Origin of the sequence: Pseudomonas jessenii (assembly GCF_002236115.1) — a bacterium.
GTDB classification, from domain to species: Bacteria; Pseudomonadota; Gammaproteobacteria; order Pseudomonadales; family Pseudomonadaceae; genus Aquipseudomonas; species Aquipseudomonas jessenii.
Window position 1 is genome coordinate 411,961 of sequence record NZ_NIWT01000002.1, and the last position, 15,636, is coordinate 427,596.

Here is a 15,636-nt window from a genome sequence, read left to right on the forward strand (position 1 = left end):
ATATGGAACTTGATCTCTGGACTCAGAGCCTCGTCACTGCAATGACTGCGTTGTGGACCAAGGTTGCGAACTTCATTCCGAACCTGTTCGGCGCACTGGTTGTGCTGCTGTTGGGTTTTGTCGTGGCCAAACTGCTGGACACCTTGCTCTCGAAGTTGCTCGCCAAACTGGGCCTTGATCGCTTGATGGGTGGCACCGGCCTGACCAAATTGCTGTCCCGTGCAGGGTTGCAAGTTCCTATTTCGACGCTGATCGGCAAAATCGTCTATTGGTTCGTTCTGCTGATTTTTCTGGTTTCTGCCGCAGAATCCCTTGGCCTTGAGCGAGTTTCAGCTACGCTGGACATGCTTGCGTTGTATTTGCCGAAGGTGTTCGGCGCGGCGCTGGTGTTGCTGGTCGGTGTCTTGCTGGCGCAACTGGCCAACGGGCTGGTGCGCGGAGCGGCAGAAGGCGTGGGGCTGGACTATGCTTCAGGGCTTGGACGGATTGCCCAGGGCCTGGTGATCATCATCAGTATTTCGGTTGCGATCAGCCAGTTGGAGGTCAAGACCGACCTGCTGAACCATGTGATCGTGATTGTGTTGATAACCGTTGGTCTGGCAGTAGCGCTGGCCATGGGGTTGGGAAGCCGGGAAATTGCCGGCCAGATTCTTGCGGGAATCTACGTGCGTGAGCTGTACCAGGTTGGGCAACAAGTGCGTGTTGGCGAGGTCGAAGGCCAGATCGAAGAGATCGGCACGGTTAAAACCACATTGCTGACCGATGAGGGTGAGCTAGTCTCTCTTTCCAATCGGATCCTCCTTGAGCAGCATGTGAGTAGCCGCTAACCCGGCAAACCCTGCTAATGTATGCCGCCGCAAAATGCCTGCTCACGCTGGCTGCGGCGGACATTGACCTGACTGTCGGCCCGACTTGTTTTGAATAAAGCCCAATCGTTATCCATGCGCTACGACCCCCGCGAGCTCTCTGATGAGGAGTTGGTCGCGCGCTCGCATACCGAGCTGTTTCACGTAACACGCGCCTATGAAGAACTGATGCGGCGTTACCAGCGAACATTATTTAACGTGTGCGCACGATATCTAGGGAACGATCGCGACGCAGACGATGTCTGTCAGGAGGTCATGTTGAAGGTGCTGTATGGCCTGAAGAACTTCGAAGGTAAATCGAAGTTCAAGACGTGGCTATATAGCATCACGTACAACGAGTGCATCACACAGTATCGGAAGGAACGGCGAAAGCGTCGCTTGATGGACGCATTGAGTCTTGACCCCCTCGAGGAAGCGTCCGAAGAAAAGACGCCGAAACCTGAGGAAAAAGGCGGACTTGATCGCTGGTTGGTGTATGTGAACCCGATTGATCGTGAAATTCTGGTGCTACGATTTGTCGCAGAGCTGGAGTTTCAGGAAATCGCAGACATCATGCATATGGGTTTGAGCGCAACAAAAATGCGGTACAAACGCGCTCTAGATAAATTGCGTGAGAAATTTGCAGGCATTGCTGAAACTTAGTTCAGCGCAAATATCTCTTACGTGTAGGCAAGTTCTGTTAGACTTGCCGCCGAGTTGTCCCCCGGTTTGCGGGACTGCTTCACAATCACCAGATGGGGATTTAACGGATGAAACTGAAAAACACCTTGGGCTTGGCCATTGGTTCTCTTATTGCCGCCACTTCCATCGGCGCTCTGGCACAGGGCCAAGGCGCAGTTGAAATCGAAGGCTACGCAAAGAAGCAATATTTCGATAGCGACCGTAACTTCAAGAACGACGGCATCCTGCCGGGTGGTTCGATCGGTTACTTCCTGACAGACGACGTTGAACTGCGTCTGGCCTACGACGAAGTGCACAATGCCCGTGCAAACGATGGCAAGAACGTTAAGGGCGCGAACACCGCTCTGGACGCTCTGTACCACTTCAACAACCCAGGCGACATGCTGCGTCCTTACGTCTCGGGCGGTTTCTCCGACCAGAGCATCGACCAGAACGGCTCGAACGGTCGTAACCGTTCCACCTTCGCCAACGTTGGCGGCGGTGCCAAGCTGTACTTCACCGACAACTTCTACGCCCGTGCTGGCGTTGAAGCTCAGTACAACATCGACCAGGGCAACACCGAGTGGGCTCCTAGCGTCGGTATCGGTGTGAACTTCGGCGGCGGCAGCAAGCCAGCTGCTGCTCCAGTTCCAGCTCCGGAAGTTTGCTCTGACAGCGACAACGATGGCGTTTGCGACAACGTTGACAAGTGCCCAGACACCCCAGCCAACGTAACTGTTGACGCTGACGGCTGCCCGGCAGTTGCTGAAGTTGTTCGTGTTGAGCTGGACGTGAAGTTCGACTTCGACAAGTCGGTAGTCAAGCCAAACAGCTACGGCGACATCAAGAACCTGGCTGACTTCATGAAGCAGTACCCATCCACCAGCACTACTGTTGAAGGTCACACTGACTCCGTCGGTCCTGACGCTTACAACCAGAAACTGTCCGAGCGTCGTGCAAACGCCGTTAAACAAGTTCTGACCAACCAGTACGGTGTTGAATCGTCCCGCGTTCAGTCTGTTGGCTACGGCGAATCCCGCCCAGTTGCTGACAACAAAACTGACGCTGGTCGTGCAGTTAACCGTCGCGTAGAAGCGCAGGTTGAAGCTCAAGCTAAGTAATTAGCTCACAGCTCTGAAAAGCCCGGCTCAGGCCGGGCTTTTCTTTGTCTGCAATTTGGTGAAATAGTTGAAACTACGCTGACTGATCTGCCGCCATCACAGGCAATTCACGCTCCCACAGCGATTGAGTTGCACTGGCTGCCACTGCACCGATCACCAGTATGGCAGGGCTTTTCAGCTGGAATCTGTAGGCCGCTTCATCCATGTTTGTGAGAGTGCTCCGACATTCCCGTTGATGGGGCAAGGAGGCATTTTCAATCATGGCCACGGGCGTATCCGTCGCCATGCCGCCGGCCAATAGCTGCTCACGGATTTCACCGAGCTTGGCCACTCCCATGTAAATCACCAACGTCGTTCCGCCTTGGGCCAGTGCCTGCCAGTTCAATTGGCTGTCGTCCTGGGTGTGTGCGGTGACCAGCGTGACACCACGGGCTACACCGCGCAAAGTCAGCGGAATATCGCATTGCGTTGCCCCCGCCAGCCCGGCAGTGATGCCGTTGACCAACTCGGCTTCGACCCCACGCTCACGCAGCCACTGCGCCTCTTCACCACCGCGACCGAAAATGCATGGATCGCCGCCCTTGAGCCGCGCTACGCATTTACCCTGCCGGGCATAACGAAGCATCAGGCGATGGATGAACGCTTGCGGGGTAGAGCGGCAGCCGCCACGCTTGCCCACCGGAATGATCCGCACCCCAGGGCAATGCTCGAGTACCGCGACATTGACCAGGTCATCGATCAGCACCACATCTGCCTCGCGCAAGGCACGTACCGCCTTCAACGTGAGCAACTCCGGATCACCTGGACCCGCACCTACCAGCCAGACTTTTGCACTCATAGTGTTTTCCTCACGAGAAGACGGTGGCTGGCTGCGCCGTAGCAGCCAGCAGGCGTTTGATTTCCGGAACGCAGGACCCGCATTGCGTGCCGCAACCCAGTTCTTGCTTGAGCCCCTGCAAGTCCAGGCCACGGCTGATGCCGGCGCAGATCGCGTTCTGGCCGACGTTCTTGCAATTGCACAGGATCTTGTTCGAGTTGAAGGGCGTGTCGAGATTGCCCGGTGGTGCGCTCAGCGGCGCAAGCAGCCAGCGCCGCAGTTGCTGGTCCGCGCGACCTTCGAGCCACAGCCCCTGCAACCAGTGCTGGGCAAGGGTTTCACCGGCCAGTCGAATGGCAGTGATCCGGCCATTTTCGATCCGCACGCGCTTGCCTATGGCCCGTCGAGGGTCGTCGTAAGCCAGTACCGGGCCGTCATCGAGCGCCAGGTTTTTATCGATTTCGCTTAGCAACTCTGCCGAAGGTGCTGAAGTATTGGCAGCCCGTACAAGCAGGGCAGGGCGCTCACGGCCAACCAGACTGAGACTGACGTAGGAAAACGCCTCACAGAGCGGTCGTAGCGTTTCAAAATGCCGTTGAACATCGCCCTCGATCAGTGCGAATAGTTTCCAGGGCAAATCCACCGGATCCAGGCGAACGCCGCTGTGTTTAAGTTCGGGCTGTTTCGACAAAGGATCGAATGCGGGCAGAGTGAGACTGTTCACCCCGCCCTTGAGAAAACGGTCGCCCCAGTGCATCGGTAAAAAGGCCTGGCCCGGGCGCACGCTGTCATCGCTGGCAACCGCGACGACGATTGCGCCGCGCCTGCTTTTCAGGCTGACCAGATCCCCCGGCTGCAGGCGATGGCGGCGCAGTTCGTCCGGGTGCAGGCTCAACTCCGCTTCGCTGACATGGCCAAACAGCTGCGCAGCGGTGCCGGTGCGGCTCATGCCGTGCCATTGATCGCGCAGCCGGCCGGTGATCAGGGTTAGCGGGAAGCGAGCATCGCGTTGCTCTTTGGCGGCACGGTATGGATCGGCCACGAACTGCGCGCGCCCATTGGCAGTGGCAAATACCCCGTCGACGTACAGCCGGGCCGTGCCTTCAACGGCACCCGCAGGGAAGGGCCACTGCTGCGGGCCGAGACGATCGATCAGTGCATGGCTGATACCGGACAGATCCAGGTCGCGACCTTGAGTCAGTTGTTTGTATTCGTCAAAGACCTGAGCGGGATTATCAAATTCAAACAGGCTGGCTTGGCCGGGACGCAGGTGTTTTTCCAGGCGTTGTGCGAAATCTACGGTGATTGCCCAGTCCGGCCGCGCCTCACCCGGTGCGACGATTGCCTGGCGTACGTGGGAAATGCGCCGCTCTGAGTTGGTCACGCTACCTTCCTTTTCCCCCCAACTGGCGGCGGGCAGCAGAAGGTCGGCGAACTTCGCGGTTTCAGTGGTGCTGAAGGCTTCCTGCAATACCACGAACGGGCAGGCTTGCAGAGCTGCGCGCACGGCCGTCTGGTCCGGCATGGATTGCGCGGGGTTGGTGCAGGCGATCCACAACGCCTTGATCTTGCCGTTGCGCACTTGCTCGAACAATTCGATCGCAGAGAGCCCGGGGCTGTCCGGCAGTTGCTCGACGCCCCAGTAGGACGCCACTTGCGCACGGTGTTGTGCATTGGCGGCGTCACGGTGACCGGGCAGCAAGTTGGACAAACTGCCGGTTTCCCGCCCGCCCATGGCATTTGGCTGACCGGTGAGGGAGAAAGGTCCGGCGCCGGGGCGACCGATCTGCCCGGTGGCCAGGTGCAGATTGATCAATGCACTGTTTTTCGCGCTGCCGGCGGTGGACTGGTTAAGCCCCATGCACCACAGCGACAGAAAGCTCGGTGATGTGCCGATCCACTCGGCACATTGCTGCAATTGCCCGAGGCTGATACCGCAGAGCTGCGAAACCATTTGCGGCGTGTAGTCACGCACCAGGTTTTTCAGCTCGGCCAGGCCTTCGGTGTGGTCCCTGATGAAGTCACGATCTATCCAGTCTTCCCACAGCAGCAGATGCAAAATCCCATGGAACAAGGCGACATCGGTGCCCGGCAAGATCGCCAGGTGCAGGTCAGCCAGATCGCAGGTATCTGTACGACGTGGGTCTATGACAATGACCTTCATCTGCGGCCGGCGGGATTTGGCTGCTTCCAGGCGGCGAAACAGCACCGGGTGGGCGTAGGCCATGTTGCTGCCGACGATCATCACGCAATCGCTCAGCTCCAGGTCTTCGTAGCTGCAGGGCGGGGCGTCGGCACCCAGGCTGCGCTTGTAGCCGACCACCGCCGATGACATGCACAGGCGCGAATTGCTGTCGATGTTGTTGGTGCCTACCAGGGCACGCGCCAGCTTGTTGAAGGCGTAGTAGTCCTCGGTCAACAGTTGCCCGGAAATGTAGAACGCCACGCTGTCCGGGCCATGTTCGGCAATGGTCGCGGCAAACACGCTGGTCGCGTGATCGAGGGCGGTATCCCAATCGGTGCGGTGGCGGGCCAGGCTTTTACCAAGGCGCAGTTCGGGGTACAACGCCCGCGCCGTCAAGTCGCCGGTCAGGTGCAGGGTCGAACCCTTGCTGCACAGTTTGCCGAAATTGGCCGGGTGCGCCGGGTCGCCGCTGACGCCGAGGATGTGCTCGCCGTCGTGCTCGATCAGCACCCCGCAACCGACCCCGCAGTAACAGCAGGTGGACGCAGTGATCTGGCGGTCCATCAGCCTGCATCCCGCAGGGCCAGCATCACCCGGCCATTTTCCACCCGGGCGAGATGGTGATGGGCACAGCCGATGTCCGGGGCCAGGGCTTCGCCGCTTTCCAGGTCGATTTGCCAGTTGTGCAGCGGGCAGGCCACACGCTTGCCGTAGACCAGACCTTGGGACAACGGGCCGCCCTTGTGCGGGCAGCGGTCGTCGAGGGCGAACACTTCGTCGTCGCTGGTACGGAAAATCGCGATGTCTCCCTTTGGCCCGGCGATGATCCGCGAGCCCAGGGCATTGATCTCTTCCAGTGCACAGATATCCAGCCAGTTCATGCCAGCACCTCCAGGTTTTTCACGGGGATGACGTCGAATTCTTTTTTCAGCTGGGGCTGTTCCAGGCGTTCCTTCCACGGGTCCTGTTCGAACGACAGGGAGAACTGCAGGCGATCGTTGAGCGCCTTGCGCCGCTCCGGATCTTCCAGCACGGCTTTCTTGATGTGTTCCATGCCGACCCGTTGCAGGTAGTGCACGGTGCGTTCGAGGTAGAAGGCTTCTTCGCGATAGAGCTGCAGGAATGCACCGTTGTATTCGCGCACTTCTTCGGCGGTTTTCAGTTTGACGAAGAATTCCGCGACTTCGGTCTTGATCCCGCCGTTGCCACCGATGTACATCTCCCAGCCGGAGTCCACACCGATAATTCCCACATCCTTGATACCGGCTTCCGAGCAGTTGCGCGGGCAACCGGAGACAGCCAGTTTCACCTTGTGCGGCGACCACATGTTGAACAGGTCATGTTCCAGTTCAATGCCCAGCTGTGTTGAATTCTGGGTGCCAAAGCGGCAGAACTCGCTGCCGACGCAGGTTTTCACTGTGCGGATGGATTTGCCATAGGCGTGGCCGGACGGCATGTCCAGGTCTTTCCACACCCCCGGCAGGTCTTGCTTGCGAATACCCAGCAAGTCGATGCGCTGGCCACCGGTGACCTTGACCATCGGCACGTTGTACTTGTCGGCGACGTCGGCAATGCGCCGCAGCTCTGAAGGATTGGTCACACCGCCCCACATCCGCGGGACTACAGAGTAGGTGCCGTCCTTCTGAATATTGGCGTGGGCGCGTTCATTGATCAGGCGTGATTGCGGATCGTCCTTGGCTTCCCCAGGCCAGGTGGAAATCAGGTAGTAGTTGAGCGCCGGGCGGCAGGTGGCGCAGCCGTTGGGTGTGCGCCAGTTCAGGTAGCTCATGGTGCCGGCGATGGTCAGCAGGTGCTGCTCGCGGATGGCCTGGCGGATCTGCCCGTGGTTGAGATCGCTGCAGCCGCAGATGGCCTTTTCGCTTTTCGGCTTGACGTCGGCGGCGCCGCCCACGGTGTTGATCAGGATCTGCTCCACCAAACCCGCGCACGAGCCGCAGGAGCTGGCAGCCTTGGTGTGTTTCTTGACGTCGTCGACACTGAACAGCCCGTGCTCCTGGATCGCCTTGACGATGGTGCCTTTGCACACGCCGTTGCAGCCGCAGACTTCGGCGTTGTCGGCCATGCTCATGGCTTTGTCCTGGCCTTGATGTCCTACGTCGCCCAGTGCATTTTCACCAAACATCAAATGATCGCGGATCTCGCCGATGGCGTGATTCTCACGGATCTGCCGGAAATACCAGCCGCCATCTGCCGTATCGCCGTACAGGCAGGCGCCAACCAGCACGTCATCCTTGATCACCAGTTTCTTGTAGACGCCGCCAATCGGGTCCGAGAGGGTAATGGTCTCGGTGCCTTCACCGCCCATGAAGTCGCCGGCGGAAAACAGGTCGATACCGGTAACCTTCAATTTGGTCGAGGTCACCGAACCCTTGTAGGTGGCAAAACCCAGTTGGGCCAGGTGGTTGGCGCAGACTTTGGCCTGTTCGAACAGCGGCGCCACCAAACCATAGGCGATACCGCGGTGGCTGGCACACTCGCCGATGGCATAGATCCGTGGGTCGTAAGTTTGCATTGTGTCGTTGACCAGAATCCCGCGGCTGCACGGAATGCCGGATTTCTCCGCCAGTTCGGTATTGGGGCGAATGCCGGCGGCCATCACTACCAGGTCAGCGGGAATGATGTCGCCGTTCTTGAATTGCACCGAACCGACCCGGCCGTTGCCAGCGTCGTGCAAGGCCTGGGTCTGCTCGCACACGCGAAAGTGCAGGCCGCGAGATTCCAGCGCGGTTTGCAGCAACTGGCCGCTGGTCTTGTCCAGTTGCCGCTCCAGCAACCACTCGCCGATATGCACCACGGTGACGTGCATGCCCCGCAGCATCAGGCCGTTGGCGGCCTCCAGGCCGAGCAGGCCGCCGCCGATCACCACGGCGTGCCGGTGGGTTTTCGCGGTGTCGATCATGGCCTGGGTGTCGGCGATGTCGCGGTAGCCGATCACGCCGTCAAGGGTATTGCCGGGAATGGGCAGGATGAAAGGCGTCGAGCCGGTGGCGATCAGCAGGCGATCGTATTCGGCTTCGCTGCCGTCTTCGGCGATGACCCGGCGCTTGACTCGGTCGATCTCCACCACCTTGCGGTTGAGCAGCAGCTTGATGTTGTTTTCCAGGTACCAGTCCAGGTCGTTGAGCACGATTTCTTCGAAGGTCTGTTCGCCCGCCAGCACCGGCGACAGCAGGATGCGGTTGTAGTTGGTGTGCGGTTCGGCACCGAAGACCGTGATGTCGTACAGCTCCGTGCTCAGTTTGAGCAGCTCTTCCAGGGTCCGGACCCCGGCCATGCCGTTGCCGATCATCACCAGTTTTAGTTTTTTCATCAGGTTCTCCGGGGAGCTCGGGCCTGCCTCATCAGTGGCAGGCCATGCTCGACAAATTTTGCGCAAACAAAAAAAGGCGTCCCGCTAGTTGCCTAGCGAGGACGCCTTTGTCCTGGTCCCGTTCTCTCGGGAAGTGCAACCTTCGTCGTTGAAGCCTGCGCTGTATGTCTGTTGAAAGAGGTAATGCAGTGGTTATGCCAAGTCGCTCAAATCCCGTGTTTGTTGGCATTTTCCCCGTTCACAAGGGCAGAACCGTGAGGGAGTGCACCGATTCAAGGCGCTTTGCCCGCTAATGGAGCGCAACCATCAGCAGCACCAGATTGAGCAGCAACGATACCAGCGCCAATGTTCGCCAGACTTTCAGCGGTTCGCGCTCCAGCAAGGGCCGGGGGCGCACGCTCAAGCTGTGGCGCTCGCCCTGTTCGATCAGCAGCAGCCATTCTTCCGCTGTTTCGAAACGCTGGTCGGGGGTCGCCGCCACGGCGCGCTCCAGGCTATGGGCGATCCAGTCCGGCAGGTCGGGCCGGTAGCGGCTGGCGTTGACCGGGAGGCCAAACCTCGGGCGCTGGAAGGCTTCGATTTCGCCATAGGGGTAATGCCCGGTGAGCAGGAAATACAGGGTTACTCCGACGGCGTACAAGTCCTGCTGTGGCGTCGGTACTTCGCCGCGAAAGGCTTCGGGCGCGATGTAACTGGGTGTACCCGGCAGCGCCCAGGGCAGATCTTGCGAAAGCCCGGGGCAGTAGGCGAGGCCGAAATCCAGCAGGCGCAACTCACCATCGTCCCCCAGCAGCAGGTTTTCCGGTTTGATATCGCGATGCAGGATCTGCCGTCGATGCAACAGGCCGACCGCTCGCAGCAAGCGTTCGGCGATGTCTTGCCACTGGGGCAGCGGCAGCGGTCCGCCTTGCTCATGTCGTTGGGCCAGGGTAGCGCCCGAATATTCACGCATCACGTAGTACAAATGCTGACGCTGACTGGCGGAGTGGACTTCAGGAAAATGTCGACCGGCCACGCGTTTGAGAAACCATTCTTCCGACAGTAACGCTTGCCCGGCCTGGTGATCGTCGTGCAGGCGACCGGGCAGGGTTTTCAACAGCCAGGGTTGTTGCTGGCTGTCGCGAACGCGATAAAGCAGTGATTGCTGGCTCTGTGCGACGATCCCTTCGACCTGCCAGCCCTCGAACGCCTGACCCGGTTTCAGGGCAGGCGGCAGTGGCCATTGCTGTAAGTGCATCAACGCATCGCCAATGCTCGCTTCACCGAGGGCATCGACCCGCACCAGCAGGGCGCTGGCGTTGTCTTGGCTGCCCGCCAGGTGCGCAGCATTGACCAGGGTGTTCGCAGCGCTGTGCAAGTCCGGTTGATCGCGCAGGATCGCGGCAATGGCGGTATCGCCCAGGACGGCCCAGACGCCGTCGCTGAGCAGGACGAAGCATTCATCGGGGCGCAACTCACCGTCGAGAAAATCCAGCACCAGGTGTTGATCGAGCCCCAGCGCCCGTTTCAGCACATGCTGCATGCCCGGCTGGTCCCAGACGTGATCCTCGCTGATTCGCTGCAATTGGTCGGCGTGCCAGCGATACACCCGACAATCGCCGACATGAGCCAGGGTAAAACGCCGGCCGCGCAGGACCAGCGCACTAAGGGTGGTCAGCAGCGGTTGTCCGCCGCCATTGGCCTGCAACCAGCGGTTCTGCGCCAGCAGCAGGCGATCGAGTGCCTGTGCGGCGCTCCAGGTTTCCGGCGTGGCGTAGTAATCCAGCGCCAGGGCCTGCAGCGTCGAACGGGCAGCCAGACCGCCATCGACGCATTGGCTGACACCGTCGGCAATCGCGAACAGGTAACCCTTGCTCGCGGCCAGCGCCGGAGCCGGCGTGACCAGGCGCAGGGCATCCTGGTTTTCCTCGCGAGGACCGATGGCGCTGGCTTCGGCGAAACTCAGTTGCAGGCTCATCGGGGCGTCAGACTCGCGCTGCCGTCACGGCGGCCGAACCCCAGGTGGTTCTCCAGCGACGTTTTACGCCGTGCAGACCGAACCAGGCCAGAACGCCGAGGCTGGCGAACAACCACAGTGCCAGTTGATAGCTGCCGGTGCTTTGCTTGATCGCGCCCATGCCGGCCGCGAGGGCAAAGCCACCGATACCGCCGGCCATGCCGATCAGGCCGGTCATCACGCCGATTTCCCGGCGAAAACGCTGGGGCACCAATTGGAATACCGCGCCATTGCCTGCGCCCAGACCGAGCATGGTGCAGACGAAAAGTGCCAGTGCGGCGTAAGAACTCGGCAGATTGAAGCCGACCACGGCAATGCAGATCGCCGCGACGGTGTACATCGCCAGCAGAGTCCGAATGCCGCCGAACCGGTCAGCCAGCGCGCCACCCAAGGGGCGCATCAGGCTGCCGCCGAACACGCAGGCTGCGGTGTAGTAGCCGGCGGTCACCGGGCTCAAGCCGTACTGGTCGTTGAAATAACCGGGCAGGGCACTGGCCAGACCGATGAAGCCGCCGAATGTCACACTGTAGAAAAACATGAACCACCAGCTGTCACGATCGCCCAAGGCCTTGAAGTAGTCGGCCATGGATTTGGCTTTTGGCCGCTCGGGGGCATTGCGGGCCAGCCAGGCGAAGACGATCAGGGTCAGAATCAGCGGAATCAGGGCGAAACCGAACACGTTGCTCCAGCCAACCGCCGCCGCCAGCACCGGGGCGATCAATGCGGCGAGCACCGTGCCCGAGTTCCCCGCGCCAGCGATGCCCATGGCCTTGCCTTGATGCTGCGGCGGATACCACTGCGAGGCCAGGGGCAGGGCGACGGCGAACGAAGCGCCGGCCATGCCGAGGAACAGGCCCAGCAGCAACGCCTGCTCGTAGCTGTGGATCCCGAGTTTCCAGGCGCCGAACAGCGCGCAGATCACGATGACCTGACCGATCAGGCCGGCGGTTTTGGGCGACAGGCGATCAGCCAGCATCCCCATGACAAAACGCAACACCGCCCCGGCCAGAATCGGCGTGGCCACCACCAGCCCGCGTTGCTGCGTCGTCAGGTGCAGGTCGGCGGCGATCTGTACCGCCAAAGGACCGAGCAGGTACCAGACCATGAAGCTCAGGTCGAAATAGAGGAAAGCTGCGAACAATGTGGGTGTATGGCCGGATTTCCAGAAGCTTGAATTCATTGCGCACCTCAGCTGTGAAGAGTCTCGAAAGGAGTCATGAGCTTGCAGGTGGGGCGCCGATACGGCCGCACCACCGGCCCCGTGCTGTGGGGCCAAAACGAAAAAACGCCGCTACCCGATCCGCCAAGGGCAAATGAGGTGAGCGACGTCTTTGTCGTAGGTGGGGCAACCGCCGTTGGTTACCTGTGTTGATTACTTAGCGAGATCTGTGCCAACAACCGAAACCGTGTTGCAGCCATTCGCGAGCAAGCCCGCTCCCACAGGTGATTCGTGTTCGGCGTAGCGCCCTTGTGGGAGCGGGCTTGCTCGCGAAGGCGATAGAACATTCGCCACGGAACTTCAGCCGAGCAACTCGCTCATGGCAATAATCTGCTCCGCCACTTGAATCAGCTTCTGCTGGCGGCTCATCGCCTGGCGGCGCATCAGTGTGTAGGCCTCTTCCTCGTTGCAGTCCTTCATTTTCATCAGCAGTCCCTTGGCCAGTTCAATGCGCTTGCGCTCGGCCAATTGCTGGTCGCGGGCATGCAGTTGGGCACGCAAGGCCTGATCGCTTTCGAAACGTGCCATGGCCACATCGAGAATCGGCTGCAGGCGTTGTGCGTGAATGCCTTCGACGATGTAGGCGCTGACACCGGACTTGATCGCCTGTCGCATCACATCGGGGTCGTGTTCGTCTGTGAACATCACAATCGGTCGTGGCTGGTCGCGAGTCACCAGCACCACTTGTTCCATGACATCGCGGCCCGGTGACTCGGTATCGATCAGAATCACATCCGGACGCACCGTTTCGACGCGTTCGGGCAGGTCGATGGTCAGGCCTGATTCATCGATCACTTCGAACCCGGCCTCGGTCAGGGCGGCCCTCAGGCGCCCGACTTTTTTAGCGGTGTCATTGATCAGCAGGATACGCAGCATGTTCATGGTCTCCTGTCAGCGGCTGGCGGATCGGTGCGAGCTGTCGCTCATGGCGTGCAGTTTGAAACTGCGGGCATAACCGGCCGGGTCCGAACCGTCCCAGGTCTTGCCGTCGATCAACTGACTGCTGCGCATCTCCTTGCCCCGTGCCGCGACACCTACAGCGCTGGCCGCTTCACGATACAAGTCTAGTTGCTGGACTTGACGGGCCACGGCGAGGTAATCCGGGTCGTCGCGCAACAAACCCCAGCGACGGAACTGGGTCATGAACCACATGCCATCGGACAGGTACGGCAGATTGACCTCGCCTTCACCGTGGAAGCGCAGGGCGTGTGGGTCTTGCCAGCGATTGCCCAGACCATCGACATAGTCGCCCAGCAGGCGCGGCTCGATGCACTCCAGCGGCGCATCGAGGTATTGCGCTGCACTGAGCAATTGCGCGGTGCTGCGACTATTTTCGCTGCTTTCTTCGATGAAGCGACTGGCCTCCAGAATCGCCATCACCAACGCGCGGGCAGTGTTGGGGTATTGCTCGACGAAGGCGCGGGTGCAGCCCAGGACCTTTTCCGGATGATCGGGCCAGATGGTCTGGGTCGTCGCCAAGGTGAAGCCGAGGTCCTGTTGCACGGCGCTGGCGGACCAGGGTTCGCCGACGCAGAGCCCGTCGATACGCCCGGCCCGCAGGTGCGCGACCATTTGCGGCGGCGGCACCACCACGCTGTCAACATCCAGGAGTGGGTGAATGCCCTGACTGGCGAGCCAGTAATACAGCCACATGGCGTGGGTGCCGGTTGGAAACGTCTGGGCGAAGGTGAATTTTGAGCGAGTTTGGTGCACGTGCCGTTCCAGTGCTTCAGGACTGGTCACTCCAAGCGCTTGCAAACCACGGGACAGGTTGATGCTCTGGCCGTTCTGATTCAGGCCCATCAGCACGGCCATGTCGGTCGCGGCCACGCCACCGATGCCCAGGTGAACGGCGTAAACCAGACCGTAGAGGCTGTGGGCGGCATCGAGTTCGCCGCTGACCAGTTTGTCCCGCAGGTTGGCCCAGGACGACTGACGCTTGAGGTTCAGGGTCAAGCCATGGGGTTGGGCGAAGCCCTGGGTGGCGGCGACAACCACCGAGGCGCAGTCGCTCAGAGCCATGAAGCCGAGATTGATTTCGGTTTTTTCCGGGGCATCGCTGCCATTGACCCAGGCCAGAGGGCCGGCTGATGGTTCGTTCATCGCGTGTTCACCTTGCAAAAAAAACGTCGTCCCGAGTTCTTGCATGAGCAGGTCGGGGACGACGCCATTGTCTTTGCACACATTCGGTCGTTGGCATGGGTGCTGGTACCCAGAGTGGTGCAAGGCATATGCCATTATCCGTTGATTTGATCACGCGCCTCGCTTGCCACCCCGTTGCCCGGCTATAATCGCCGCCTCAATTCGCCGCCAATCGAGTCAAATCCGCCCATGTACACCCTGGCCCGTCAGCTGTTGTTCAAACTCTCCCCGGAAACCTCCCACGATCTGTCCCTGGACCTGATCGGAGCGGGCGGGCGTCTTGGGCTCAACGGCTTGCTGTGCAAGGCCCCGGCGAAGACGCCGGTGAATGTCATGGGCCTGGACTTCCCGAATCCGGTGGGGCTGGCCGCCGGCCTGGACAAGAACGGCGCGGCCATCGACGGTTTCGCCCAACTGGGTTTCGGTTTTGTCGAAATCGGCACCATCACGCCGCGTCCGCAGCCGGGCAACCCGAAGCCGCGCCTGTTCCGTCTGCCGGAAGCCGAGGCGATCATCAATCGCATGGGGTTCAACAACCTCGGCGTCGATCACCTGCTGGCCCGCGTGGCGGCGGCCAAGTACAAGGGCGTGCTGGGCATCAACATCGGCAAGAACTTCGATACGCCGGTCGAGCGTGCCGTGGACGACTACCTGATCTGCCTGGACAAGGTCTACGCCCACGCCAGCTATGTGACGGTCAACGTCAGCTCGCCGAACACGCCGGGCCTGCGCAGCCTGCAATTCGGTGACTCGCTCAAGCAGTTGCTGGCCGATCTGGCCGAGCGCCGCGCGGAACTGGCCTTGCGTCATGGCAAACATGTACCGCTGGCGATCAAGATCGCGCCGGACATGAGCGACGAAGAAACCGCACAAGTTGCGCAAGCGCTGATCGAAACCGGGATGGATGCGGTCATTGCGACTAACACCACCCTGAGCCGTGTAGGCGTCGAAGGCATGGAGCACGGCGAAGAAGCCGGTGGTCTGTCCGGCGCGCCGGTTCGCGACAAGAGCACCCACACCGTGAAAGTGCTGGCATCGGAGCTGGGTGGTCGGCTGCCGATCATCGCTGCCGGCGGTATTACCGAAGGCAAGCACGCAGCGGAGAAAATCACCGCGGGCGCGAGCCTGGTGCAGATCTACTCGGGCTTCATCTACAAAGGCCCGGCGCTGATTCGTGAGTCGGTAGACGCCATCGCAGCACTACGCTAGCGAGCTTTTGTGGCGAGGGGGCTTGCCCCCGTTCGGCTGCGAAGCAGCCGCAATTCCGGCCACTGTGTTTTACCTGTGTCACCGAGTCGA

General features: G+C 60.4%; 12 protein-coding genes. 4 read left to right on the plus strand and 8 right to left on the minus strand.

Features of this window, described 5'->3' with window-relative positions; translation table 11 throughout:
• The first annotated feature begins 2 nt into the window (after positions 1–2).
• From PSJE_RS06565 to PSJE_RS06575, 3 genes are all read left to right on the plus strand, one after another.
• The gene (locus PSJE_RS06565) at positions 3–827 is read left to right on the plus strand and encodes a mechanosensitive ion channel family protein (RefSeq protein WP_008048604.1); all 825 of its coding nucleotides are present in this window, start codon (positions 3–5) and stop codon (positions 825–827) included.
• Between the two features lie 90 nt (positions 828–917).
• Positions 918–1,508 carry an RNA polymerase sigma factor SigX gene (gene sigX / locus PSJE_RS06570; RefSeq protein WP_015096065.1) on the plus strand — a complete coding sequence of 197 codons (591 nt, stop codon included), beginning with the start codon at positions 918–920 and terminating at the stop codon, positions 1,506–1,508.
• A 107-nt stretch (positions 1,509–1,615) separates the two neighbouring features.
• On the plus strand, positions 1,616–2,647 hold the full coding sequence (locus PSJE_RS06575; protein WP_057715703.1) for an OmpA family protein: 1,032 nt from the start codon (positions 1,616–1,618) through the stop codon (positions 2,645–2,647).
• A 73-nt stretch (positions 2,648–2,720) separates the two neighbouring features.
• On the opposite strand, the gene cobA is transcribed toward PSJE_RS06575, so the two are convergent.
• The 8 genes from cobA to PSJE_RS06615 form a co-directional block, all read right to left on the minus strand.
• Entirely contained in the window at positions 2,721–3,485 is a 765-nt protein-coding gene (gene cobA, locus PSJE_RS06580; protein WP_090454041.1) for a uroporphyrinogen-III C-methyltransferase, read from the minus strand.
• A 10-nt stretch (positions 3,486–3,495) separates the two neighbouring features.
• Entirely contained in the window at positions 3,496–6,213 is a 2,718-nt protein-coding gene (locus PSJE_RS06585) for a nitrate reductase (RefSeq protein ID WP_090454043.1), read from the minus strand.
• Positions 6,213–6,530 (minus strand): nitrite reductase small subunit NirD, encoded by a 318-nt coding sequence (nirD, locus tag PSJE_RS06590; protein ID WP_046042889.1) that lies wholly within the window; start codon positions 6,528–6,530, stop codon positions 6,213–6,215. The genes PSJE_RS06585 and nirD overlap by 1 nt, the downstream gene beginning before the upstream one ends.
• A complete protein-coding gene (gene nirB / locus PSJE_RS06595) occupies positions 6,527–8,980 on the minus strand; it encodes a nitrite reductase large subunit NirB (RefSeq protein WP_090454044.1) in 2,454 nt (817 codons plus the stop codon). Before nirB ends, nirD begins: the two co-directional genes overlap by 4 nt.
• Before the next feature lie 289 nt (positions 8,981–9,269).
• Positions 9,270–10,937, minus strand: a complete 1,668-nt coding sequence (locus PSJE_RS06600) for a bifunctional protein-serine/threonine kinase/phosphatase (RefSeq protein ID WP_090454046.1) — start codon at positions 10,935–10,937, stop codon at positions 9,270–9,272.
• A gap of 7 nt (positions 10,938–10,944) precedes the next feature.
• Positions 10,945–12,156 carry a nitrate/nitrite transporter gene (locus PSJE_RS06605; RefSeq protein ID WP_057715698.1) on the minus strand — a complete coding sequence of 404 codons (1,212 nt, stop codon included), beginning with the start codon at positions 12,154–12,156 and terminating at the stop codon, positions 10,945–10,947.
• 339 nt (positions 12,157–12,495) lie between these two features.
• On the minus strand, positions 12,496–13,071 hold the full coding sequence (locus tag PSJE_RS06610) for an ANTAR domain-containing response regulator (protein ID WP_090454048.1): 576 nt from the start codon (positions 13,069–13,071) through the stop codon (positions 12,496–12,498).
• A 15-nt stretch (positions 13,072–13,086) separates the two neighbouring features.
• Positions 13,087–14,298, minus strand: a complete 1,212-nt coding sequence (locus PSJE_RS06615) for a CmpA/NrtA family ABC transporter substrate-binding protein (protein WP_090457790.1) — start codon at positions 14,296–14,298, stop codon at positions 13,087–13,089.
• Between the two features lie 228 nt (positions 14,299–14,526).
• On the opposite strand from PSJE_RS06615, the gene PSJE_RS06620 reads away from it, so the two are divergent.
• Complete coding sequence (locus PSJE_RS06620; RefSeq protein WP_090454050.1) at positions 14,527–15,546, plus strand: quinone-dependent dihydroorotate dehydrogenase; 1,020 nt, start codon at positions 14,527–14,529, stop codon at positions 15,544–15,546.
• Positions 15,547–15,636 lie beyond the last annotated feature (90 nt).

Coding starts and splice junctions, on each gene's coding strand:
- PSJE_RS06575 (WP_057715703.1), top strand. CDS start 1,616: ATGAAACTGAAAAACACCTTGGGCTTGGCCATTGGTTCTCTTATTGCC.
- PSJE_RS06585 (WP_090454043.1), bottom strand. CDS start 6,213: ATGGACCGCCAGATCACTGCGTCCACCTGCTGTTACTGCGGGGTCGGT.
- PSJE_RS06605 (WP_057715698.1), bottom strand. CDS start 12,156: ATGAATTCAAGCTTCTGGAAATCCGGCCATACACCCACATTGTTCGCA.
- nirD (WP_046042889.1), bottom strand. CDS start 6,530: ATGAACTGGCTGGATATCTGTGCACTGGAAGAGATCAATGCCCTGGGC.
- PSJE_RS06565 (WP_008048604.1), top strand. CDS start 3: ATGGAACTTGATCTCTGGACTCAGAGCCTCGTCACTGCAATGACTGCG.
- cobA (WP_090454041.1), bottom strand. CDS start 3,485: ATGAGTGCAAAAGTCTGGCTGGTAGGTGCGGGTCCAGGTGATCCGGAG.
- PSJE_RS06620 (WP_090454050.1), top strand. CDS start 14,527: ATGTACACCCTGGCCCGTCAGCTGTTGTTCAAACTCTCCCCGGAAACC.
- PSJE_RS06615 (WP_090457790.1), bottom strand. CDS start 14,298: ATGAACGAACCATCAGCCGGCCCTCTGGCCTGGGTCAATGGCAGCGAT.
- PSJE_RS06610 (WP_090454048.1), bottom strand. CDS start 13,071: ATGCTGCGTATCCTGCTGATCAATGACACCGCTAAAAAAGTCGGGCGC.
- PSJE_RS06600 (WP_090454046.1), bottom strand. CDS start 10,937: ATGAGCCTGCAACTGAGTTTCGCCGAAGCCAGCGCCATCGGTCCTCGC.
- nirB (WP_090454044.1), bottom strand. CDS start 8,980: ATGAAAAAACTAAAACTGGTGATGATCGGCAACGGCATGGCCGGGGTC.